Source organism: Bacillus sp. MAG717A (genome assembly GCF_036884855.1).
Taxonomy (GTDB): Bacteria; Bacillota; Bacilli; order Bacillales; family Bacillaceae; genus Bacillus; species Bacillus safensis.
Window position 1 is genome coordinate 1,780,292 of sequence record NZ_CP145733.1, and the last position, 23,800, is coordinate 1,804,091.

Consider the following 23,800-nt stretch of genomic DNA (forward strand, 5'->3'; position numbering starts at 1 on the left):
GCATGAGATTCGACGAGGCTTATTCAGGAAAAGTGTTTATTGGAAGTCATCCGACATGGGAAGATGCAAAGGTCATTTTATACGGCATGCCGATGGACTGGACAGTTAGCTACCGCCCAGGTTCACGTTTCGGTCCGAACCGCATTCGTGAAGTATCGATCGGATTAGAGGAATACAGCCCTTATTTAGATCGTGAGCTGCACGAGGTGCCATTCTTTGATGCGGGGGACATCCCACTTCCTTTTGGGAATGCACAAAAGAGCTTAGATTTAATTGAAGAGTATGTCGACAGCATTTTAGAAAAAGGAAAGTTTCCATTAGGAATGGGCGGCGAGCATCTTGTGTCTTGGCCGGTTTTCCGTGCGATGTATAAGAAATACCCTGATTTGGCGATCATCCATATGGACGCACATACAGATCTTCGTGAGGAATATGAGGGTGAGCCACTTTCACATTCAACACCAATTCGTAAAGTTGCAGGACTTATTGGGGCTGAAAATGTATTTTCTTTCGGCATCCGTTCTGGAATGAAAGAAGAATTTGAATGGGCAAAAGAAGCGGGTATGCACATTTCTAAATTTGAAGTGCTGGAGCCATTGAAGCAAGTATTGCCAAAGCTAAAAGGGCGTCCAGTATATGTGACGATCGATATAGATGTACTTGACCCAGCTCATGCACCTGGTACAGGAACGGTAGATGCTGGCGGTATTACATCAAAAGAGCTGCTTGCATCCATTCATGCGATTGCAGGATCTGACGTCCAAGTCGTCGGGGCAGACCTTGTCGAGGTAGCACCTGTATACGATCACTCTGACCAAACAGCGAATACAGCGAGTAAGCTTTTACGCGAAATGCTGCTTGGTTTTGTGAAATAATCAGTTGATAGAGGAGCTTGTCATCTCATGTGGACAAGCTCTTTTTTTACATTGGTCAAAAAATAAAGGAGGCAGCTCATGTTTTCTTCAATATTGATGGTGTCCCTCGCTTTATGCGTATTAGCGGCAGGCTTTCTCACACTGAAACGAGAGCTCGCAGCTGATCCGCCTGTTTTTGCTTCTAAAAAGGAAGCAAAGGAGGAGTTAGTTGGTTTATTTCAGGATCGGGGCTTTTTCTATCTTACGTCCATTGCGTTATTCATGCAGGTGGTATTTAAGAAGAATCTAATCGCACCATTTGATTTTTTTCAGGCATTTTTGGCAAGTTCAGGCATACAAGCTCTTTTTTATTTACTGAAAAGAAAAGACTTAGGCGTAAAGGCTGGACTTGTCGTATTGGTCAGTTGTATTTTTCTTTTTTTCTAAAGGGATGGCTGAAGATGAAAAACGAAGTTTAATCACCGTGAAGAAGAGAAATGATGGTATGATAGGCGATCATGATTATGGTATACTATTTTAGTTAAACGGGTCTTAGCAAAGGAAGTGCAAAATGACACAAAACCAAATTTCAATTCATGTAAAGTCAGTGATGAAACCAGAGACGGAGCCGGCTGAAACGATCGAATTCCGCACGACTGGAACGTACCAAGAGAAGAATGACAAAACGTATCTCACTTACCATGAAGAACATGAAATGGGTCAAGTAAAAACCGTTGTGAAAATGAGTGAAAAGGAAATTTTTGTGATGAGATCAGGGGCTATTCAAATGAAGCAGCGCTTTCTCATTGGAGAAACGACCGTCACACATTACACGATGCCATTCGGTACACTTCAGTTAGATGTGCACACACATGGTATTGATCTCGATGTGGACAAGGGGCTGCTGCACATTACGTACGATATGCTGACAGGAGAAGATCAAAAGCATTTACATACATTATCGATTTCGTATAAGGAGGATTTACGTTCATGAATATCGCAGAACAGGTCAAAGATGCGTTAAAAGAAGAAATCATTGCGGCAGTCGTCAAAGCAGGACTTGCCGATGAAAGCCAGGTGCCAGATGTCCTTTTAGAAGTGCCGAAAGACAAAACTCACGGTGATTACTCTACCAACATGGCGATGCAGCTTGCCCGCATTGCGAAAAAAGCACCTCGTCAAATCGCAGAGGACATCGTCAATGCGTTTGATAAAGGGAAAGCTTCCATTGAAAAACTGGATATCGCAGGTCCAGGGTTCATTAACTTTTATATGAACAATCAGTATTTAACAAAGCTCATTCCAGCTGTTCTTGAGGCAAAAGAAGCTTATGGCGAAACGAATACAGGCGGCGGTCAAAAGGTGCAAGTCGAATTCGTCTCAGCCAACCCAACAGGTGACCTTCACCTTGGACATGCCCGCGGTGCAGCTGTAGGAGATTCCCTTTGCAACATCCTTGATAAAGCAGGGTTCGATGTGAGCCGTGAATACTATATCAACGATGCAGGGAATCAAATCAATAACCTCGCTTTATCTGTAGAAGTACGTTATTTTGAGGCACTCGGTCTTGAAAAAGAAATGCCTGAAGATGGCTACAGAGGGGAAGACATCAAAGGCATCGGACAAAAGCTTGCGGATGAATTTGGTGACCGTTTCGTTCATGAATCGGAAGAAGAGCGTATGAAGTTCTTCCGTGAATACGGCTTGAAATACGAATTAGAGAAATTACGTGTAGACCTTGAGAATTTCCGTGTACCATTTGATGTATGGTATTCAGAAACATCTTTATATGAAAACGGAAAAATCGAGCCAGCGCTGGAAACACTTCGTGAAAAAGGCTATGTCTTTGAAGAAGACGGCGCAACATGGCTGCGTTCAACTGATTTTGGCGATGACAAGGACCGTGTGCTGATTAAAAAAGACGGCAGCTTCACTTACCTGCTTCCAGACATCGCATATCATAAAGACAAATTGGACAGAGGCTTTGACCAGCTCATTAACATTTGGGGAGCGGACCATCACGGCTATATCCCTCGAATGAAAGCGGCGATCCAAGCACTTGGATATCCAGCTGGCAAGCTTGAAGTAGAAATTATCCAGCTTGTGCATCTTTACAAAAACGGTGAAAAGATGAAGATGAGTAAGCGTACAGGAAAAGCTGTCACAATGCGTGATCTCATTGAAGAAGTCGGCTTAGATGCGACTCGTTATTTCTTTGCGATGAGAAGTGCGGCGACACATATGGACTTTGACCTAGACCTAGCCATTTCTACGTCTAACGAAAACCCTGTGTACTATGCACAATATGCGCATGCGAGAATTTGCAGCATGCTGCGTCAAGGAGAAGAAAAAGGCTACGAACCAAACCTTGAAAAAGCCGATTTCTCTCATATTCAATCGGAAAAAGAATACGATCTTCTGAAAATCATTGGCAGCTTCCCAGAAGTTGTAGCAGAAGCAGCTGAAAAGCGTATTCCGCACCGCGTGACGAACTATATTTACGACCTTGCATCAGCCCTTCACAGCTTCTACAATGCCGAGAAGGTCATCGATGTAGAAAACGAAACAAAAACAACAGCACGTCTTTCACTCATGAAAGCAACACAAATCACGCTCGCTAATGCATTAAAACTAATTGGTGTATCGGCTCCGGAAAAGATGTAAGAACACGCAGAAACCCACTCGGAACAGGAGTGGGTTTTTGTCATTCAACGTTTATATCATTTTTATTTCTCTGGAAAATCTCAATTTCATAATTCTCTAATGCTTGTTTAGGAAGTTTCTTTTCTAATACAGACTGCAAACCTGCTATATCTTTTGAAGTATTGATGCCGATGGAAATTGTGGGATCTGTCTTAACGATTTGATAATGTAACAAGCCATGCTCTTTCCATAACGAGTCTAATACTTGTGTCACCTTTTGATCTAATTCTTCTTCAGAAAGAGTGAGACGATTTGGAGTGGAACTTAATCCAAGAATACAAAGAGTAATAAAAAACAAACCAATCAAACGTTTTTTCATTATATCTCCTTAAATAGTTAATATATTCCTTTAATAGATTATAGCATCCAATTAGGTTTGTTTAAATAACTTAACAGAAACATGCTCATAGAAGGCAGTGTTCTAGATTTATTTAATGGAACAACATGTCATTCACTCAAAATATGTAAAAACCCGCTATCCTCAAGAGACAGCGGGTTTTGAAAATTATCCAAGCGTATTAATAATGTTAGAAATAGAATCAAATAATTGGCTAAGTACATCAGAGAACATAGAGTGTGCCTCCCTTCGTTAAGCATGTAGTATGTGTGCGTTAAATGGAATTATCCAAGTGTGTTGATCATGTTAGAGATAGAATCGAATAATTGGCTAAGTACATCAGAAAACATATTTTTGCCTCCTCTCTTTTCTTTTTACATCCACTTAACGAAGGGAATGAAGGGTTGGATCACTTTTTCTAAAAAAATTTTAAAAAAGATGGTGGCATAGAAAAAAGCACCGCCTATTCGGGTGCTTTTTTGCCTTTAGTTATGAATGAATGCGCAGCTTTATGTCACCATTTGTACACGCTAGCTGAACGTTTCCACCAATTGGGAAGGTGAAGACGGGCTGTGTATGTCCGATATCGACATCGTAAATCACTGGGATGTGTTTGAGCATTGGGTGTTTATCAAGAATGAATCTTAAATGTTCCTCTGTCATCTTGGATTTCTTCTGAAAGCGCCCGATGATCAATCCTTTGATTGATTGTGCATGCTGCAAGAGGGAGGTAAGGTCTCTGGCGAACATTTCAGGGAACACCAGCTCATCATCCTCTACAAATAAGATCGCATCCTTTACATTCGGCATAAACGATGTCCCTTGTAGTAAGTTCAGTGTACAAAGGTTTCCACCATACAAGGTGCCTTCAACTGTTCCTTCCTGATATATGTTCCATTTCGTCGGATGAAACTGCCTGTTCGCTTGATCAAGATACCAAGCATCATCACTCCATTTTGTCGAAGGAATCACATCAAACGGTTCGCCGCCGTTCATCAAGCAAGCTTGAAACATGGCAGTCTGTTCCTCCTGTCCCTGCTCCATTTGAAAGCTTGAGAAATGGAGGCCAGAATATGTCACCATATCACATTTCGCTGTAATGGCGTTTGCAAGTGCAGTGATGTCACTATAGCCGCAAAGGACTTTAGGATGCTGACGGATCAAGTCGTAATCAATATAAGGCAAAAGTTCATTGCAGTTGAAGCCTCCGATGGCTGTCAAAATACCATCGACATCATTATCTCTGAACGCCTCATGCAGATCAGACAAGCGGTGTTCAATAGACGATGAGGAATGAAGGTCACATTCAAACACATGCTGTCCTAAAGAGACAGTGAAGCCTAAAGCCTCTAAACGTTTTTTCGCTTGAGCAATTCCTTCTTCTGATAAAATGCTGGCACTTCGGCTTGGGGCAATAACACGTATATGGCTCCCTTTTTTAAGAGGTGAGGGGGTGTGCATAAACAGATCTTCCTTTCCATCACATATTTCTCTATTATATCGGATCAAATAGCGCAAGTCTGTAAAGGCTAGGAGAAAGGAATGGGTCGTGCGTTTCATACAAGCTGTGCAAAGGGTATGGAAGAGAAAAAGACAGAATGAGGGCGGAGAATGTGAAAAAAAGAAGACTGGAATTTTTATTTTTATATTTTATGATATTCGGTGCATATGTGGTGTATTGGTGGACTGTGCCGGCGTGGAGCGTTCAGCTGTACGCAGCGATTTATATCGCCATTATTTTATTTAGTATCGTCTCACTCATGCTGGAGAACCGTACATCACAGCACACGTTGTTATGGATATATGTGCTGGTTTTTTTCCCGATCATTGGTTATATGTTTTATCTGTTCTCAGGGCAGCTCTATGTAAAAGGTCATTTATTCAAATCAAAGAGAATGTATAACCGTGAAAAATTAAGAAGAATATCTGAGCTTGAGAGCAAGCCGGATGAATCACGTTTAACCGATAATCAGCGTGGTTTTTTTCAATACACAGAAAAAGCTACAGGCATGCATGTGAATACAAATAGTGATATGGACATTTTAAAAAATGGAGAGGAGACGTTTCCCCGAATTTTTGAAGAGTTAAAAAAGGCAAAATCATTCATTCATATTGAATATTACATGTTTAAATCTGATTTCCTCGGCCACCGGATGATGGAGATTTTGATTGAAAAAGTGAAAGAAGGGGTAGAGGTCCGCTTCATATATGATGCGGCGGGCAGCATTCGTTTCTCACGAAAAGATATTAAACGCTTGAAGCAGGCAGGGGTTAAGGTCGCTCCTTTTCTACCTTTAAAATATGGATTCTTTAATCAAAAATTCAATTTCCGAAATCACCGAAAAATCGTCATTATTGATGGAAAGACAGGGTTTGTTGGAGGATTAAATGTTGGCAAGGAATACGTAGGACGGGATGAAAAGATCGGCTTTTGGCGTGATACGCATGCCATGTTAAAGGGTGAGGCTGTTCAGACCCTTCACTCCGTTTTTATGCTCGACTGGGAATACGTATCAGATGAAGTATTAATTGATGATCCGAAGTATCATACGCCGCATCCTGTCACCGGAGAGGATGTCATTCAGGTTGTACCAACTGGACCTGATATGAAAGAAAGTATGAGTGATTTATATGATGCTCTCATTTCTAATGCGAAACAATTTGTCTGGATTGCCACACCTTACTTTGTACCAAACGAATCGATTCGCACTGCGCTCAAAATCGCTGCCACAAGAGGGGTGGATGTGCGGGTGATGGTACCTGAGATCAATGACGGATTTCTCACGCAATATGCCACACGATCCTATTTTTCTGAGCTTCTAAAAGAGGGCATCAAGGTGTATCACTATCAAAAAGGGTTCATGCATCAAAAGGTGATGATCGCAGATGGAGAACTCGCCTCTGTCGGCACTGCAAATGTTGATATGAGAAGCTTTCAGCTTAATTTTGAGGTCAATGTCTTTACAGCTGCGAAAAAGCCAATTGAGCAATTGATGGCCCACTATGAGGAAGATATGAAGGAATGTGAACAAATGGGTCCTGTTCATTTTTATAAAAGAGGCTTAAAAGAGCGGTTGAAGGAATCATTTGCTCGATTGTTTTCTGGCGTATTATGAGGATTTCCAGTCAAAGAAATCATTTCCTTATCTAGTATTTTGCAGAGGATTCCTCTATAATTGAAAATGATTATCAATTATAGAGGAAATGAGGTCCTTTTACATATGCTAAAACGCTTTTTCGCCTATTACAGGCCCTATCGCGGTCTGTTCTTTTTAGATTTCTTTTGCGCTGTCGCAGTTGGATTAATGGAACTTGGTTTCCCGCTGATCGTGAACTACTTCATTGATACGTTATTACCAACAGGGAACTGGACAGTCATTGCCTGGACCGCACTTGCTCTGTTTATCATTTATGCCCTCAGCTCAGTGATGCAATTTATTGTGTCGTACTGGGGACACATGCTTGGCATCAATATTGAAACAGATATGAGGAAGAAGCTGTTTGATCATTTTCAGCGTCTCTCATTTAAGTTTTTTGATAACAACAAAACGGGTAAGCTTATGTCTCGGATGACAAATGACCTCATGTACATTGGTGAGGTGGCTCATCACGGACCTGAGGATTTGTTTATTGCGATTATGACGATTCTTGGCGCCTTTGCTGTCATGCTAATGATTAACTGGCAGCTTGCCATTTTAACCTTCTTGATCATGCCCGTCATCATTTGGCTTGCCCTTCATTTTAATAAAAAGATGACACAGGCGATTACACAGCTGAACAATGACATTGGAGACTTTCATGCAAGGGTTGAAAACAATATCGGCGGTATTCGTCTTGTTCAAGCCTTTGCCAACGAACATTTCGAGAAAAAGCGTTTTGCTGAAAACAACAACCGCTTTCGGAAAGCGAAGCTTCTTTCATATAAAATCATGTCGGTTAACGGCTCAATCAGTTACATTCTGACACGTCTTGTGACACTGTTTGTCCTTCTAGCAGGGACATGGTTTGTTCTGCAGGGTCAATTAACGGCAGGTGGATTTATCGCGTTTGTTCTGATTACAAACGTCTTATTCAGACCGATTGATAAGATTAACACAGTGATTGAAATGTATCCAAAAGGCATTGCTGGCTTTAAAAGCTATGTCGACTTACTTGAAACAGAGCCAGATGTGAAGGATACAGAAGGAGCTCGTGATGTATTTGGGCTGAAAGGTGAAATTGAATATCGAAACGTGACATTTGGCTACGATGAGCACAGTCATGTGTTAAAGGATATCGATTTGAAGATCAAACAAGGAGAAACCGTTGCGTTTGTCGGGCCCTCAGGAGCCGGAAAATCGACGATCTGCAGTTTGCTGCCGCGTTTTTATGATGTGGATGAAGGGGAAATTACGATTGATGGTGTGAGTACAAAATCGATGACCCTCTCTTCTTTAAGACAGCAGATCGGCATTGTGCAGCAGGATGTCTTTTTATTCTCAGGCACCATTCGAGAAAACATCGCATACGGCAACCTAGAAGCCAGCGATGCAGAGATTTGGGAGGCTGTACGTCGTGCGCATTTAGAGGAACTCGTTCAGCGTTTCCCAGAAGGATTAAATACTGTTATAGGCGAGCGCGGCGTCAAATTGTCAGGCGGTCAAAAGCAGCGCCTGTCGATTGCACGGATGTTCCTAAAAAATCCTTCAATTCTAATTTTAGATGAAGCCACATCAGCACTTGATACAGAAACAGAAAAAGCTATACAGGATGCACTAAGCGAACTGGCTGTCGGCAGGACGACACTCGTTATTGCCCACCGCCTGGCAACAATTAAGCACGCTGACCGTATCATCGTCGTAACAGAGGAAGGCATACAAGAACAAGGCCGTCACCAAGACCTCATCCAAATGGGCGGCGTGTACAGCAGACTGCATGAAGCGCAGTTTGGTCATTGATAGTAAGGCGTAAATGAGTTCAGCTATTGAGCTGGACTCATTTTTTTATATGTGATCATAAAAAAGTGGTTCGTCCTGCAAATATTTAAATCACCATTTAAATGGAATTTTGATATAATTTAAGGAAATTAGATCCAAAAGGAGAGGGTTGTTTGAGCGAAACAGCAAAAACATTCATGCTGAAAAGCATTCACTACGTGACTCTTGTTGGTTTATTTATATTGATCATTCCAGCTGGAATCAACCCAGTATTTTTTTACATTGGGATTATTTTATTTGGCATTCACCTTTTTGTAAACGTTATAGACAGTTCTTTAAGCAAATTCAAAATATCGATAGCATTGATTATTAGTTTTACGCTCATATTACTTGGCCTTTTTAAAATATTTTTTTGAAAAGATTTTCATTCGTTCAGTAGCCCTTTTGATAAAGGGCTTTTTTTGTTAGGATAGAAAAAATGCGTGTAGGAAGGATCTGATGGAATGAAGGGGCTTCGGCGATTACAAAAGGGCGATAAGATCGGTATTTTTTCACCTTCCAGTCCTGCATCAGCGACCTCGCCTCTTAGGTATCAGCGGGCGAAGAAGTGGCTTGAGCAAAAGGGATTTATTGTGATCTCAGGATCATTAACAGGGAAAGAGGATCACTACCGTTCCGGTACAATTCAAGAACGAGCTGATGAGCTGAATGAGCTGATGGCTAGAGAGGACTTGGCGTGCATCATGTCAATGATTGGCGGGACGAATTCAAATAGTTTGCTGCCTTATCTTGATTTTGAGCTGCTGAATCAACATCCGAAAATCATGATCGGTTATTCAGATGCGACAGCGATTCTACTAGCGGCGTACGAAAAAACGGGCCTGCCTGTTTTCTACGGGCCGGCGCTTGTCCCTTCGTTTGGCGAGTTTGAACCGTTTGTTAATCATACATATCAGTCATTTGAGGACATCTTGATGTCCACTCAAAGCATTCCTTATCAGATTGAAGAACCGCCTTTTTGGACAGATGAACGAATCAATTGGGAAGAAAAGACGCGTGACAAAAAGCAGCGTCCGAATGATTGGCTGTGCGTCATAGAGGGACAGGCAGAAGGCAGATTGATCGGCGGGAACCTGAATGCGATGTACGGCATATGGGGAAGTGAGTTCATGCCAGCCATCCAAAACGGAGACATCCTCCTCATTGAAGATTGCATGAAAACCGCTTCTGTTGTAGAAAAGAATTTCTCTTTATTGAAAGTAAATGGAGTGTTTGAACGGGTGTCAGGGATTCTTTTAGGAAAACATGAGCTGTTTGATGATGAAGGGACGGGCAAAGAGCCTTACGAGATTTTGCTTGAGGTGCTTGGAGCGACGAAGAGACCACTCATCGCTGATTTTGACTGTGCCCATACGCACCCTATGCTTACGATGCCAATCGGGGCACAAGTGAAAATAGATGCAGCTTCCAAACAAGTTTGGCTGACAGAAGAGTGGATATAAAAAAGAGCGGCCCGAGGGCTGCTCTTTTTTATGAAACCTTTTCTTTCTCAAACGGCTGTAGAAGGTCTTGCGCTTTTTTCCCTTCAACCACAATTAAGTAATCAGATTCTAAATGAGTGAGCCTGAAGGTTTCAAGCTCTACGATGTTCTTAATGCTGCACATTGTTTTTTTAGAATACACATATATACGATGCTGAGCCTGCTGGCACTTTTCATAAAGAGAAATAAGCTTATGTAAATTCAACGCTTTTGCAGCGATTCGGATTGAATAGATTTGAGACATCTTCATATCCTCCTGTTAATTACTTTCTCACAATAGCTTTGTTACCCCCATTTGCACAAAGGTAAACCTTTCTCTATGATTTCCACTCAATAGTTCCTCCGCCCGTCCGCCGATTGCCCCTTATCGCAGACAGCTCTTCGACTAGACGGAGCAGAGCCTGATCCTTTAATTTTGCTTCAATCATAAAATCTACATCACGGCCATACGGTTTTAATGCTTGAAAAAGCGGTAAGACAAAGGCCATTTCTACACCATCTGCATGACTGCGTATGGCTTTTTCTGATTTAGGTGAAGACAAGTGGATTTTGGGCGGAATGCCAGTCTTTGTCCAAGTGTCGAACATTCTTGGAAGGATGTCATCGAGTGCGGCATCGTCATCTTTATTTGCCACGTGATGATGGTAATCAAAAACAAATGGAATGTCATGCTTTTCACATACATCAAGCGTTTCGAGCGACGTATATGTTTTGTCATCGTTCTCAAGTGTCATTCTTGCTTTGATATGAGCCGGAAGCTGTTTGATATTTTCATTAAAGCGTTGAAGAGCCGATTCTTTATCGCCGTACGCCCCGCCTACATGAATATTCATGTAACCTTCCTTTTCGAGCTTCATTGCCTCAAGCATCTGATAATGGTACGTCATATCGATGACGGCATTTTCTGTAATTGAAGGTTTTGGGCTGGTAAACAAGGTGAATTGATTGGGGTGAAAGCTTACCCGTAAGTTGTGCCGTTTCACCAACTTGCCAATCTCAAGAAATTCTTTGTGAAAAGGTGTCACGAAGTCCCAGCGCACCTCGGGATGGGTCGCGAGTGGGACGATCGAGCTTGAAAAACGGTACAGCGGGATATCATGAGCAATGGCGAAATAAAGCGTTCTTAATGTATTCACGAGATTGGCTTTCGTTGTTCGCAATAAAGCCTCTTTTCTTTCTTCCTTAGAGAGCTTGCTGTATCTAGCAAAGGTCAGCGACTTGGCAGGAGAAGCTTCCCACAAGGTGACAGCATTGGATACATAACCAAATCGATAACGCATAGGTCATCTCCTTTATAAAAAATACGAGAACATGGCGGCAACCCACTCAAGCGGCCGTGTGAAAAGGGGACGCTTTGACAATGTTTCTTCTGTCAGGATCTCAGATACTTCCATATGCTCCCGAATCTTTTCCTCTACGTGTGCAGTAAAGTCGGGATCATCAATAGCTACATCTACTTCTTCGTTTAAAAACAAGCTTCGTTTATCAAAATTCGCGGTACTGATCATACAGCGGCTGTGATCAATCAATATGGCTTTCGAATGATAAAACCCTTTATAAAAACGATAAACAAGACATCCAGAGGCAATGAGATCCTTCAAATAATGAAAACCAGCCTCTTTGACAAGTGGATGATCCGCTTTCATTGGAATGATAATTTCAACTGTGACGCCCCGCTTTCGTGCATCAAGCAGCGCCTTCAGAAGAGGGGCTGATGGAATAAAATAAGGCGTACAGATGATGATCTGTTTCTTTGCTTGCTCAATATCTTGGAGAAATAAAGCTTCTAAAGAAAAACCGGCAGTCGCGCGTGTTGTGCATTGTAATGTTCCCGGTTCCAATGCAGGGAAAACCTCATATTGCAGCTGATGAATGCCAGACGACCGGTACAAATCATTCAGAAACACATGCTGGAGATCTGCGACAACCTGTCCAGTCATCCGCAAATGATAATCCTTCCAAATGCCAAAGCGGCCTTTTTTCCCAACATATTCATCGCCTATATTAAATCCGCCAATATAGCCAATCTTCCCATCAATCACCGTAATTTTACGGTGATTTCTCATATTTAACCGGTAAATCAAAAAAGGAAAACGAGGCTTATTTAAAAAGTAAAATTGAATGCCGCTTCTTTCTAGCATGTCAATCGACTTTTGATCAAACGGATAGGAGCCTAATCGGTCGGTCAGCAAAAAGACGGAAACGCCTTGCTCCGCTTTGGCTTTCAATGCTTGGAACACCCTTTGACCAATCTTGTCGTTCTTTACAATAAAGAACATCATATGAATAGAAGAAGAGGCCTGCTGTATATCCGTAAGCAGCTGATCGAAAAATGGTTCGCCATCATGATAAAAGGTGGCATCGCCGCTTGTTTGGTCAAAAGACCGTTCAAATGCGTGCGTAGAAAAATATTTCTTTCCCATATAAAGGTCTAACATGACGAGCAAAACGATGGCAATGAGTACGAGTAGGATGATCAATGCGATCATGAAACTTCCTCCTTTTTTGCATATTTCAATAGTGTACCCAAACGCGTAAAAAATATTGACTGAATACTCATTCATTATTTATGATAGAGGTACAACATGGAAACGGAACAAAGTGGGTTTTGGGGAATGAAAGGGGGAGCAAGATGAATAGCCTTTTAATCATCAACTTGATCGCATTTGCGGCGGTGACCGCTTACGCTCTGTATTTGTTTGTTTATCTCATTCGAACACGAGCGGCGTATATTCGTCTTGGTAAAAAAGAAGAGTTTCAACAAGACATGAAGAAACGCTTAGAGCGTGTTTGGGTCAATGTATTTGGGCAAAAGAAGCTGTTAAAGGACAAGAAGAGCGGCATCATTCACGTGCTGTTTTTCTACGGATTTATCCTTGTGCAGTTCGGAGCCCTTGATTTTATTTTGAAGGGGCTTATTCCAGACAGCGGGCTTCCTTTAGGTCCGGTGTACGGTGTCTTTACGTTTTTCCAAGAGGTGGTCACACTTCTCATTTTAGTGGCCGTTGTATGGGCTTTTCATAGAAGATACGTGGAGAAGCTTGTGCGTTTAAAACGAGGCTTCAAATCGGGTCTAGTGCTTTTATTTATTGGCGGCTTAATGCTGACAGTTTTACTAGGGAACGGCATGAACATCATCTGGCATGGACACTCTCTATCACCAACTGAGCCAATCGCTTCTAGTATTGCTTTCTTGCTGGGCGGAATTTCGCCTCTTGCGGCTGCGATTGTTTTTTATGCCGCATGGTGGGTGCATCTTCTTATTTTGCTGACATTCTTAGTATATGTTCCGCAGTCAAAGCACGCTCATCTGATTGCAGGACCTGTGAACGTATTTGTCAGCAGATTAGACCCGCCAGGCAAGCTGCAAAAAATCGATTTTGAAGATGAGACACAAGAGACCTTCGGTGTGGGAAAAATTGAAGACTTCCGTCAGTCTCAGCTGATCGATCTATATGCCTGTGTGGAATGCGGGCGCTGCACGAATATGTGCCCGGCAACAGGGACAGGGAAGATGCTGTCTCCAATGGATTTGATTTTAAGGTTAAGAGATCATTTAACCAATAAAGGGGCCGCCATTACATCGAAAACACCTTGGGTACCGCAGCTTGCCTTCAAGCAGACAACAGGAAACCAGCTGGCACTGCAGGCGAGAGGAGCAGGTGCGGAAGAGTCGGCTGCCAGCTCTATATACCATCCTTCTCTTATTGGAGAGGTCATTACAGAAGAAGAAATCTGGGCATGTACGACGTGCCGAAACTGTGAAGATCAATGCCCTGTCATGAATGAACACGTTGATAAGATTATTGATATGCGCAGATATCTTGTGCTGACCGAAGGGAAAATGGACGCAGATGCTCAGCGTGCCATGACAAGCATTGAGCGCCAAGGAAACCCGTGGGGATTGAACCGGAAAGAAAGAGAAAATTGGCGTGAACTGAGAGAAGATGTGCATGTGCCGACAGTGAAAGAGCTGAAAAAAGCAGAGCAAACCTTTGATTATTTATTCTGGGTTGGTTCAATGGGGGCATATGACAATCGAAGCCAAAAGATTGCTCTGGCCTTTGCAAAACTCCTCAATGAAGCAGGGGTATCCTTTGCGATCCTAGGCAATAAAGAGAAAAACTCAGGCGATACTCCGAGAAGACTCGGAAACGAATTTTTATTCCAAGAGCTTGCTGCAAAAAACATTGAAGAATTCCAGAAAAACGGCGTCACAAAGATCGTCACGATTGATCCACACGCCTACAACTTATTTAAAAATGAATATCCAGACTTTGGACTTGAGGCAGAAGTGTACCATCATACAGAATTACTGGCAGAGTTAGTGAAAGAAGGGAAAATAACGCCTGTACATGAAGTGAACGAGGTGATTACCTTCCACGACTCATGCTACTTAGGCAGATATAACGAAGTGTACGACCCGCCAAGAGACATTTTAAAAGCCATTCCAGGTGTGACGCTGAAAGAAATGGAACGCAACCGTGAAACTGGTATGTGCTGCGGTGCAGGCGGGGGCTTAATGTGGATGGAAGAAGAGACGGGTACCCGGATTAACACTGCACGAACGGAGCAGGCGCTACAGGTCCAGCCGTCCATCATCAGCTCAGGGTGTCCTTATTGCTTAACGATGCTGGGAGATGGGACGAAGGCGAAGGAAGTAGAGGAGCAGGTAGGCACATTTGATGTCGCCGAACTTCTTGAAAAATCAGTGTTTGGTGAGGCTGGAAAGCAGGTGTCGTAAACATGACAGGCCGATGAATAGAATGTTCATCGGCTTATCCATGGCGCTGTTACATCAGCTGCCTAGATGATATGTAAGCGGTAACAATTAGGGAGGGACATACATGAGTACGACGGTCATTGTATCTGGAGCAAGAACGCCATTTGGAAAACTAGGCGGTGCTCTCAGTGGTTTGACTGCCGCAGAGCTAGGCGGTATAGCGGTCAAGGCTGCACTGGAAAGAGTTTCGGGTTCTCATGAAATAGATGAGGTCATTATGGGAAGTGTTTTACAAGGAGGGCAAGGGCAGATTCCTTCAAGGCAAGCAGCAAGATATGCTGATCTTCCTTGGTCTGTTCCAACACAAACCATCAATAAAGTCTGTGCATCGGGCATGCGCAGTGTGAGCACGGCAGATCAAATCATTCGAGCCGGAGATGCTGAGGTCATCGCGGCGGGCGGTATGGAATCCATGTCTCACGCTCCTTATCTGCTAAAAAAAGCGCGATGGGGCTACAAAATGGGAGATGGTGCAGTACAAGATGCGATGATTTTAGATGGCTTAACCTGTTCGTTTACAGGCGTTCATATGGGTGAGTATGGAAGTATGGCTGCAAAGGAGCTTGGCATCACGCGGGAAGAGCAGGATCTGTGGGCACTCAGAAGTCACGAACGGGCCATTGAAGCGCAAAAAAGTGGCTTTTTTCAACATGAAATCACCCCCGTCACTGTCAAAACAAAAACGGGAAAACGGCTGATCACAGAAGATGAATCTCCGCGGCGTGATACGTCATATGAACGGCTGTCAAAGCTCATGCCTGTTTTTGATCAGAAGGGTACCATCACCGCTGGAAATGCACCAGGTGTCAATGATGGTGCAGGTACGCTTCTTTTAATGAAAGACACGTATGCTGCACGGCATGGTGTAAAGCCAATGGCAGTCATTCTCGGTCATACTCAGGTTGCTGTAGAGGCGAAGGATTTCCCGAAAACACCAGCCCTTGCCATCGAGAAGCTTTTAAAGAAAACAGGAAAGCGCCTAGAGGATATCGATTTGTTTGAAATCAATGAGGCCTTTTCAGCTGTGGCTCTGGCATGTGAAAAAATGACCGGGATCGACCGGCGGAAAATAAATATCAACGGAGGGGCTGTCGCACTCGGTCATCCGATTGGGGCAAGCGGAACACGTATCGTATTGACATTGATTCATGCATTAAGACAAAGAGGCGGTGGCATTGGCATTGCGGCAATTTGCAGTGGAGGCGGTCAAGGAGATGCGATCATGATAAAGGTAGATGAAAAGGGAGGCGTTTTTTGATGAGTATAGAAGAGACCGTTATGGTCGTTGGAGCCGGTCAAATGGGATCAGGCATTGCCCAAGTGTTTGCACAGTCAGGCTATACAGTCCTGCTCCATGATGCATCAGAAAAGCAGATTCATCGAGCCATTTCCTCCATGACCAAACAACTGACGAAGCGGGCAGAAAAAGGAAAATTGGCACATCAGGCAGTTCGAGATATCACGCAGCGGCTTGCCGTATCCACAGATTTAAAAGACGTCCAGCAGGCTCATTTAGTGATTGAAGCTGCTTCTGAACAAATGAGTGTCAAAAAACAAATCTTTGAAACACTTGATCAATTTGCAGAGGCGGAGGCCATATTTGCGACAAATACGTCTTCCTTGTCGATCACAGAATTAGCAGCTGTGACGAGCAGACCGAAGAAAGTGATTGGCATGCATTTTATGAATCCGGTTCCTGTCATGAAACTGGTTGAAGTCATTCGAGCGCTGCAAACGAGTGATGACACATATCAATTTGTTTATGAAACAGCGAAGACATTAAACAAAACCCCAATTGAAGTGGAAGACTTCCCAGGGTTCGTCTCAAATCGCATATTGATGCCAATGATCAATGAAGCCATCTACACCCTATATGAAGGCGTGGCAGATGCAGAAAGCATTGATGGCGTGATGACACTTGGGATGAATCACCCAATGGGGCCGCTTCGTTTAGCTGATTTCATCGGATTGGATACATGTTTATTTATTATGAATACCCTTCACGAGGGACTTGGAGACAGCAAATATCGACCTTGTCCTCTTTTGAAAAAATACGTGAATGCAGGCTGGCTTGGCAAAAAGACAAAGAGAGGTTTTTACACATACCACGACCACTCATAGGGGGAGTCAAGATGGATGCTTTGCTTACGGATAAACAGCGTCTCTGGAGAGAACAGACAGCAGAATTTGCACGCCAGCGTATATTCCCTGAAGTTGAAGCCATGGAACAAGGCCGGTTTCCAAAAAACCTTTTAAGTGAAATGGGACGGCAAGGCTATCTAGGGATTCCAATACCAGCTTCGTACCAAGGCTTAGGAGCAGATTTTACAACGTATATCATCGCAATCCATGAATTATCGAAAGTGAGTGCGACCATCGGTGTCATTGTGTCCGTTCATACATCTGTTGTGACGATGCCTATTTTGACTTTTGGAACGAAGGAACAAAAAGAATCCTATGTCCCGCTGCTTGCATCAGGAGAGAAGCTGGGCGCCTTTTGTCTGACTGAACCAAAGGCCGGATCAGATGCCTCCGGTATTCAGTTAAGAGCAGAGCGGATGGGCGGTGATTATGTATTAAATGGGACGAAAATCTTTATCACAAGCGGCGGAGAGGCAGAGCTATATCTTGTCTTTGCGGTGACCGATCCGGCTTCTGCGAGAAAAAATATATCGGCGTTCATTGTCGAGAAAGATACGCCGGGATTTACGATTGGAAAAGATGAGAAAAAGATGGGACTGCACGGTTCAAAAACAGTCACGCTTCATTTTGATAGCGTGCGGATTCCAAAAGATCAGCTGCTCGGTGCAGAAGGAGAGGGCTTTCAAATTGCCATGTCTAGCTTAAATGCAGGGAGAATCGGGATTGCAGCTCAAAGCCTTGGCATTGGAGAAGCTGCTTTAACCGAGGCAGTCAGCTATTTAAAGCGACATCCAGCAGGTCTTGAAACGACCATTCGACTGGGCGATTTGGCAGCGAAGCTTGAGGCAGCTAAACTGCTCGTCTATCAAGCGGCTTCTTTCAAAGAGGCCAATCGTCCCGTCACAAAGGAAGCATCAATGGCAAAGCTATTTGCGTCAAAAACGGCGGTGGAGATCAGTACAGAAGCGATCCATTTGCTAGGCATGGATGGTTATACGAATCGCTATCAAGCAGAACGTTACTTTCGTGATGCGAAAATTTGTGAAATCTATGAAGGAACAAGTGAAATTCAAAGGCTGGTCATCTGTAAACAGCTAATATGAAACGAGGTGGCTCACGATGCAGTTCCAATTAAGTGACGAACATGAAATGATTCAAAAAATGGTGAGAGACTTTGCGAAAAATGAAGTGGAGCCAACAGCAGCAGAGCGAGACGAAACAGAGACATATGATCCATCTATTTTTCGTAAAATGGCGGAGCTCGGTTTAACGGGTATCCCTTGGCCGGAAGACGTGGGTGGAATCGGCAGTGATTATTTAGCCTACGTCATAGCAGTTGAGGAGCTTTCAAGAGTATGCGCCTCTACAGGCGTCACCCTGTCCGCCCATACCTCTCTTGCTTCATGGCCAATCTATACATTTGGAACAGATGAACAAAAAGAGACCTATTTAAAGCCGCTTGCAGAAGGGCGGAAGATAGGAGCATATGCGCTCACAGAAAGCGGTTCTGGTTCAGATGCTGGCGGTATGAAGACAACGGCCGTCAAGGCAGGCAGTGAATATGTCCTGAACGGGGCGAAAATCTTTATTACAAATGGAGGCATTGCAGATTATTATATTGTGTTTGCCGTAACAGACCAAGGAGCTTCATCTCGAAATACAACTGCTTTTATTGTAGAAAAAGAGACACATGGTTTTTCTGTTGGAAAAAAGGAAAGCAAACTGGGCATACGCTCATCGCCAACAACTGAAATTCGATTTGAAGATTGCCGGATTCATGAAAGGAACCGGCTCGGTCAAGAAGGAGAAGGATTCAAAATAGCCATGATGACGCTCGATGGCGGAAGGAACGGCATTGCTGCACAGGCGGTTGGGATTGCTCAAGGCGCTCTTGATGCGGCGGTTGATTATGCTAAGGAGCGTAAACAATTTGGGAAACCAATCATTCAGCAGCAAGGAATCGCCTTTAAGCTGGCTGATATGGCCACAGCGATTGAAGCATCAAGGCTGCTTACTTACCAGGCGGCATGGCTGGAAACGAAAGGCCTCCCGTATGGAAAGGAATCAGCCATGTCCAAGCTTTTCGCTGGTGATACAGCAATGAAGGTGACGACAGAAGCGGTTCAAATCTTCGGCGGGTACGGCTACACAAAGGATTACCCAGTCGAACGATACATGCGTGATGCGAAAATCACTCAAATTTATGAAGGAACACAGGAAATCCAGCGTCTGGTCATCTCAAGGAAACTGCTAGATATGTAGAAAACAAGCAAAGACCGCCTGAACGTGAGGTGGTCTGTTTTGGTTAGTATGTAATGTAATTTCTAATCATAATCCATAAGTATGTGGTATTATGTTAAAAATGGGAAAAATATGGGGGTTTTGATATTGAACTCAACATTTATAGGCATTACAGCAATCGTCACAATGGTTATCTGGATTATGGTTTCCGCAGAGCTTACAAAGTCTCCAAAAAAGAAGGAAGAAAAAAACAACAGCCGCAGAAAACTCATCGTACTCATGTCAGCGGGAATGTTATTCACGATTTTTCTCGTTCTCTCATCCATTCAGAACATCCAGTTTTAAAATAGACGTGAACAACTGAAAGACAAAAAGTATGCCGTATACAAGAACCGGTCCATTTTCATACAGATGATGGACCTCTTGGCGCTACTCGTGAGAAAAAATCAAAAATTAACATCAATAAAGGTGGCATAAACTCCCCTAATTTGTTTATAATGAGAGGTATGGTTTGTCGTAAGAATAAGGTATAAATACTTATTATTTCACTGATAAATGGATACATACATGTAATAGAAAGGGAGTGTCTGACCTTGAGTTTGAAAGAATACTCACAGGAACAGCTCAAACAAATGTCTTTAGTTGAACTTGCTTATGAAATTTTCAGAGACAGCAAAACACCAATTACGTTTTCCGAGTTAATAGATGAAATTGTCCGTTTGCAAGGAATACAAAAATCCGATCTTGATGATCGACTTGCTCAATTTTATACAGACTTAAATATAGATGGCCGCTTTATTTCGTTAGGTGATCAGAGATGGGGACTTCGCAGCTGGTATCCAGTTGATCAAATCGAAGAAGAAGTTCAGCCAGCTGTGAAAACAAAAGCGAAAAAGAAAAAATCAAAAGCAGCTGTCGTTGAAGACGACTTCGATGAAATCGAAGAGGAAGAAGAAATCGACGAGCTTGAAGAAGACCTTGATCTTGTAGAAGACGACGATGATCTCGACCTAGACGATGATGAAGAAATCGATGAAGAACTTGAAGACTTCGACGAAGATGATGATGAAGATGATGACGGCTTAACGGAGATTGATGAAGACGATTTAGACGATGATGAGGAAGAGAAATAACCCTCTCATACCGGTCCTCAAAACAGGACAAAACCGTCTTGACTTTCGTGAGCGAACTATGTAGTATGTATTTTGGGCTCTCTAAAAAAGAGTACGTAAAGATACGTTCATTTACGCTCCCTTTCATTTATTTGAAAGGGAGCTTTCTTATTTTTCAAGAGATTTAGGGATACACTCTAAAAAGGATGAAGCTGTGCATGTGTAGACATGCAAGGGTAAAAAAGAGAGGAGCATACGAAATGACAAAGTATATTTTTGTAACAGGAGGAGTTGTTTCCTCACTTGGGAAAGGAATCACGGCTGCTTCATTAGGCCGCCTTCTGAAAAATAGAGGGATGGATGTCACCATTCAAAAATTCGATCCATACATCAACGTAGACCCGGGGACAATGAGTCCATACCAGCACGGTGAGGTTTTTGTCACAGATGATGGTGCTGAAACAGACCTTGACTTAGGTCACTACGAGCGTTTCATTGATATTAACTTAAATAAGTACAGCAACGTCACAACTGGTAAAATCTACTCTACTGTTCTGAAGAAAGAGCGCCGCGGTGACTACTTAGGTGGAACAGTACAGGTCATTCCCCACATTACAAATGAAATCAAAGACCGCGTGTACCGTGCCGGAAAAGAAACGGGTGCAGATGTGGTTATTACAGAAATCGGCGGGACAGTAGGAGATATCGAATCCCTTCCCTTCCTTGAAGCCATTCGTCAAATGAAGAGTGACATCGGCCGTGAAAACGTGATGTACATTCATTGTACCCTCGTTCCTTACATCCGTGCAGCGGGTGAATTGAAAACAAAACCAACACAGCATAGTGTAAAAGAACTTCGCAGTCTTGGTATTCAGCCAAATGTCATCGTGGTCAGAACGGAAATGCCATTGGCACAAGATATGAAGGACAAAATTGCACTATTTTGTGATATTGATACAAAAGCTGTTATCGAATGTCAGGATGCAGACACGCTTTACTCCATTCCGCTTGATTTACAAAAACAAGGGCTGGACAAGCTAGTATGTGAACATATGAAACTTAACTGCCAAGATGCGGACATGACGGAGTGGACAGCACTTGTTGATAAAGTGCAAAACCTTTCAAAACAAGTCACAATTGGTCTTGTAGGGAAATATGTTGAGCTGCAAGATGCTTATATTTCTGTCGTTGAATCACTTCGTCATGCTGGTTATGCGTTTGATGCAGATGTTCAAATTAAATGGATCAATGCAGAAGAAGTGACAGCAGAGAATATCGCTGATTTCGTACAAGATGTTGACGGAATTATTGTTCCTGGAGGCTTCGGAGACCGCGGAGTAGAAGGGAAAATCATTGCTACACAATTTGCCCGTGAAAACAAAGTGCCATTCTTCGGAATCTGCTTAGGAATGCAAGTGGCATCTATCGAATACGCAAGAAACGTATTAGGCCTTGAAGGAGCTCATTCAGCGGAAATTGATCCTGAAACAGCATTCCCAATCATTGACCTTCTTCCAGAACAGAAGGATGTAGATGATCTAGGCGGAACACTTCGTCTCGGTCTATATCCTTGTAAATTAAATGAAGACTCAAAAGCATTTGCTGCATACAATGACGAAGTGGTCTACGAACGCCACCGTCATCGCTACGAATTTAATAACGAATACAGACAGCAAATGGAAGCAGCAGGCTTCGTCTTCTCTGGTACAAGCCCAGACGGACGTCTTGTTGAAATTATCGAGCTCAAGGATCACCCTTGGTTCCTTGCTTCTCAGTTCCACCCAGAATTCGTTTCAAGACCGACAAGACCACAGCCATTATTTAGAGATTTCGTTGGTGCTTCACTACAAGCATCTGAATCAAAATAAAACAAAAAACTGCCGAGAATATCACTTCTCGGCAGTTTTTTTATTCATATTCCTCCACGATCTCCTTCACAGTAAACGATAGGGCGTGGTAGACGTATAAGCAGGTCATTAAAGCAGGAAAACCAAACCTTGTCCCATCTTCAGCGGGCACAAGCGGTTTCTTGAGCTGAAAATCAATGTGGACATCACAATGCTCTTCAATCGTGCACGGCTCCTTTTGTGCCGGCCCTACACCAACAACGGGCGTACCTTGTTCGTGCAGCTCTTTAACAAGAGATCGAATTTCCTGATCTTCTGGGTCTGAATAAAATAGCAGCACCCTGTCACTTGGTTGAAGTAAGCTGCGCTCCTTTTGATCGAGCGGCAGCACTTTCGCACCGGGAAACGGCTCATTGCTTTCAGATGCCTCTAGGGCGACAGCAGCCAGTTCATTCTTTCCGTGAAAATAAACGGCATGTCCACTGACAACAGCCTGTGCAAGAAGGCGTGCACCGTCCTCAATCGCTTCAGCCTGCTTTTCTCCAATACGTGAAAAAATACCTGATAACTGGGTCGTAAAAATTTTTAACAAGACTCATTTCCTCCTTCGGTCAGATCATTTTATAATAGAATATAAAGAGAATATTAGGAAAAATGCTCAGAAAATGTCGTAAAGTAAACTATTATAATTAAAGGAAATGTGAAAATCAAACAGAATTATTTAACAACAGCTCTTTTTATGGCGAAAAATGAAAGCAATGGGGTGTAACAGATGAATGAGAAAATTTTAATTGTCGATGATCAGTACGGTATTAGAATATTATTGAATGAAGTGTTTCATAAAGAAGGCTATCAAACCTTCCAAGCTGCCAATGGACTACAGGCATTAGATATTGTGAAAAACCATAGACCGAACCTTGTCCTGCTTGATATGAAAATCCCCGGAATGGATGGTATCGAAATTTTAAAACGGATGAAATTAATTGATGAAGACATCCGTGTCATCATTATGACAGCATATGGCGAATTAGATATGATCCAAGAATCCAAAGAACTCGGTGCATTGACGCATTTCGCTAAGCCTTTTGATATTGATGAAATCCGAGATGCTGTCAAAGAATACCTGCCGCTTGAAACAAATGGCTAGATGGAAATGATTGAATCGAGTCATTCTGTTGCCGATTTGTCGAATAATTGGTATTCTAGAAAGGAAGAAGAAAGCGATCTGACTTTGAAAGTTTACATATGGCGAGAAATTCTGGTCATGCTAGGGTGGAGAGCTTTTTTTAGCAAGCAAATTAGCTACATAGGGAGGATTTTTCAT

At 42.9% G+C, this 23,800-nt stretch carries 23 protein-coding genes; 17 read left to right on the forward strand and 6 right to left on the reverse strand.

Annotation, left to right across the window (positions count from 1 at the left end; translation table 11 throughout):
- Nucleotides 1-2: 2 nt before the first annotated feature.
- The 4 genes from speB to argS all read left to right on the forward strand — a co-directional run bounded on the left by speB (nt 3) and on the right by argS (nt 3,518).
- Entirely contained in the window at nt 3-875 is an 873-nt protein-coding gene (gene speB, locus V6Z54_RS09095; RefSeq protein WP_039182190.1) for an agmatinase, read from the forward strand.
- Nucleotides 876-953: 78 nt separating this feature from the next.
- Nucleotides 954-1,301, forward strand: a complete 348-nt coding sequence (locus V6Z54_RS09100; protein ID WP_338527950.1) for a hypothetical protein — start codon at nt 954-956, stop codon at nt 1,299-1,301.
- Nucleotides 1,302-1,425: 124 nt separating this feature from the next.
- The gene (locus tag V6Z54_RS09105) at nt 1,426-1,848 is read left to right on the forward strand and encodes a DUF1934 family protein (RefSeq protein ID WP_003215400.1); all 423 of its coding nucleotides are present in this window, start codon (nt 1,426-1,428) and stop codon (nt 1,846-1,848) included.
- Entirely contained in the window at nt 1,845-3,518 is a 1,674-nt protein-coding gene (gene argS, locus V6Z54_RS09110; RefSeq protein WP_041087789.1) for an arginine--tRNA ligase, read from the forward strand. The genes V6Z54_RS09105 and argS overlap by 4 nt, the downstream gene beginning before the upstream one ends.
- 40 nt (nt 3,519-3,558) lie before the next feature.
- Here argS and V6Z54_RS09115 read toward each other — a convergent pair whose 3' ends face one another.
- Nucleotides 3,559-3,876: a hypothetical protein gene (locus V6Z54_RS09115; RefSeq protein WP_041087791.1), complete on the reverse strand. Its 318-nt coding sequence runs from the start codon at nt 3,874-3,876 to the stop codon at nt 3,559-3,561.
- 507 nt (nt 3,877-4,383) lie between these two features.
- Nucleotides 4,384-5,355, reverse strand: a complete 972-nt coding sequence (locus V6Z54_RS09120; protein ID WP_338527951.1) for a S66 peptidase family protein — start codon at nt 5,353-5,355, stop codon at nt 4,384-4,386.
- A 152-nt stretch (nt 5,356-5,507) separates the two neighbouring features.
- Here V6Z54_RS09120 and cls (V6Z54_RS09125) point away from each other — a divergent pair, with 152 nt between their 5' ends.
- The 4 genes from cls (V6Z54_RS09125) (at nt 5,508) to V6Z54_RS09140 (ending at nt 10,312) form a co-directional block, all read left to right on the forward strand.
- The gene (gene cls, locus V6Z54_RS09125; RefSeq protein ID WP_041088612.1) at nt 5,508-7,010 is read left to right on the forward strand and encodes a cardiolipin synthase; all 1,503 of its coding nucleotides are present in this window, start codon (nt 5,508-5,510) and stop codon (nt 7,008-7,010) included.
- 105 nt (nt 7,011-7,115) lie between these two features.
- Nucleotides 7,116-8,831 carry an ABC transporter ATP-binding protein gene (locus V6Z54_RS09130; RefSeq protein ID WP_041088614.1) on the forward strand — a complete coding sequence of 572 codons (1,716 nt, stop codon included), beginning with the start codon at nt 7,116-7,118 and terminating at the stop codon, nt 8,829-8,831.
- A gap of 152 nt (nt 8,832-8,983) precedes the next feature.
- Nucleotides 8,984-9,226 (forward strand): hypothetical protein, encoded by a 243-nt coding sequence (locus V6Z54_RS09135; RefSeq protein WP_041087795.1) that lies wholly within the window; start codon nt 8,984-8,986, stop codon nt 9,224-9,226.
- A gap of 87 nt (nt 9,227-9,313) precedes the next feature.
- Nucleotides 9,314-10,312 carry a S66 peptidase family protein gene (locus tag V6Z54_RS09140; RefSeq protein ID WP_338527952.1) on the forward strand — a complete coding sequence of 333 codons (999 nt, stop codon included), beginning with the start codon at nt 9,314-9,316 and terminating at the stop codon, nt 10,310-10,312.
- Between the two features lie 28 nt (nt 10,313-10,340).
- Here the strand turns inward: V6Z54_RS09140 and V6Z54_RS09145 are convergent, their stop codons facing one another.
- The 3 genes from V6Z54_RS09145 to cls (V6Z54_RS09155) all read right to left on the reverse strand — a co-directional run bounded on the left by V6Z54_RS09145 (nt 10,341) and on the right by cls (V6Z54_RS09155) (nt 12,840).
- A complete protein-coding gene (locus V6Z54_RS09145; RefSeq protein ID WP_039182170.1) occupies nt 10,341-10,595 on the reverse strand; it encodes a hypothetical protein in 255 nt (84 codons plus the stop codon).
- A gap of 73 nt (nt 10,596-10,668) precedes the next feature.
- Complete coding sequence (gene uvsE, locus V6Z54_RS09150; RefSeq protein WP_073978859.1) at nt 10,669-11,631, reverse strand: UV DNA damage repair endonuclease UvsE; 963 nt, start codon at nt 11,629-11,631, stop codon at nt 10,669-10,671.
- 12 nt (nt 11,632-11,643) lie between these two features.
- Nucleotides 11,644-12,840 (reverse strand): cardiolipin synthase, encoded by a 1,197-nt coding sequence (gene cls / locus V6Z54_RS09155; protein ID WP_039182165.1) that lies wholly within the window; start codon nt 12,838-12,840, stop codon nt 11,644-11,646.
- A 143-nt stretch (nt 12,841-12,983) separates the two neighbouring features.
- Here cls (V6Z54_RS09155) and V6Z54_RS09160 point away from each other — a divergent pair, with 143 nt between their 5' ends.
- The 8 genes from V6Z54_RS09160 to pyrG all read left to right on the forward strand — a co-directional run bounded on the left by V6Z54_RS09160 (nt 12,984) and on the right by pyrG (nt 22,497).
- Nucleotides 12,984-15,095 carry a heterodisulfide reductase-related iron-sulfur binding cluster gene (locus V6Z54_RS09160; RefSeq protein ID WP_338527953.1) on the forward strand — a complete coding sequence of 704 codons (2,112 nt, stop codon included), beginning with the start codon at nt 12,984-12,986 and terminating at the stop codon, nt 15,093-15,095.
- Nucleotides 15,096-15,198: 103 nt separating this feature from the next.
- Nucleotides 15,199-16,392, forward strand: coding sequence for an acetyl-CoA C-acetyltransferase (locus V6Z54_RS09165; RefSeq protein ID WP_041087805.1), 1,194 nt, complete (start codon nt 15,199-15,201; stop codon nt 16,390-16,392).
- The gene (locus tag V6Z54_RS09170) at nt 16,392-17,255 is read left to right on the forward strand and encodes a 3-hydroxybutyryl-CoA dehydrogenase (RefSeq protein WP_073978860.1); all 864 of its coding nucleotides are present in this window, start codon (nt 16,392-16,394) and stop codon (nt 17,253-17,255) included. The genes V6Z54_RS09165 and V6Z54_RS09170 overlap by 1 nt, the downstream gene beginning before the upstream one ends.
- Before the next feature lie 11 nt (nt 17,256-17,266).
- The gene (locus tag V6Z54_RS09175) at nt 17,267-18,379 is read left to right on the forward strand and encodes an acyl-CoA dehydrogenase family protein (RefSeq protein ID WP_269102749.1); all 1,113 of its coding nucleotides are present in this window, start codon (nt 17,267-17,269) and stop codon (nt 18,377-18,379) included.
- A 16-nt stretch (nt 18,380-18,395) separates the two neighbouring features.
- Nucleotides 18,396-19,538 (forward strand): acyl-CoA dehydrogenase, encoded by a 1,143-nt coding sequence (locus tag V6Z54_RS09180; protein ID WP_073978862.1) that lies wholly within the window; start codon nt 18,396-18,398, stop codon nt 19,536-19,538.
- 126 nt (nt 19,539-19,664) lie between these two features.
- Nucleotides 19,665-19,862: a hypothetical protein gene (locus V6Z54_RS09185; RefSeq protein WP_041087813.1), complete on the forward strand. Its 198-nt coding sequence runs from the start codon at nt 19,665-19,667 to the stop codon at nt 19,860-19,862.
- Between the two features lie 248 nt (nt 19,863-20,110).
- The gene (rpoE, locus tag V6Z54_RS09190; RefSeq protein WP_041087816.1) at nt 20,111-20,650 is read left to right on the forward strand and encodes a DNA-directed RNA polymerase subunit delta; all 540 of its coding nucleotides are present in this window, start codon (nt 20,111-20,113) and stop codon (nt 20,648-20,650) included.
- Between the two features lie 239 nt (nt 20,651-20,889).
- Nucleotides 20,890-22,497, forward strand: a complete 1,608-nt coding sequence (gene pyrG / locus V6Z54_RS09195) for a CTP synthase (glutamine hydrolyzing) (RefSeq protein WP_041087818.1) — start codon at nt 20,890-20,892, stop codon at nt 22,495-22,497.
- A 40-nt stretch (nt 22,498-22,537) separates the two neighbouring features.
- On the opposite strand, the gene V6Z54_RS09200 is transcribed toward pyrG, so the two are convergent.
- Complete coding sequence (locus V6Z54_RS09200) at nt 22,538-23,068, reverse strand: DUF2529 domain-containing protein (protein ID WP_338527954.1); 531 nt, start codon at nt 23,066-23,068, stop codon at nt 22,538-22,540.
- A 180-nt stretch (nt 23,069-23,248) separates the two neighbouring features.
- Between V6Z54_RS09200 and V6Z54_RS09205 the strand changes: the two genes are divergently transcribed.
- Complete coding sequence (locus V6Z54_RS09205) at nt 23,249-23,623, forward strand: response regulator (protein ID WP_003214681.1); 375 nt, start codon at nt 23,249-23,251, stop codon at nt 23,621-23,623.
- Nucleotides 23,624-23,800 lie beyond the last annotated feature (177 nt).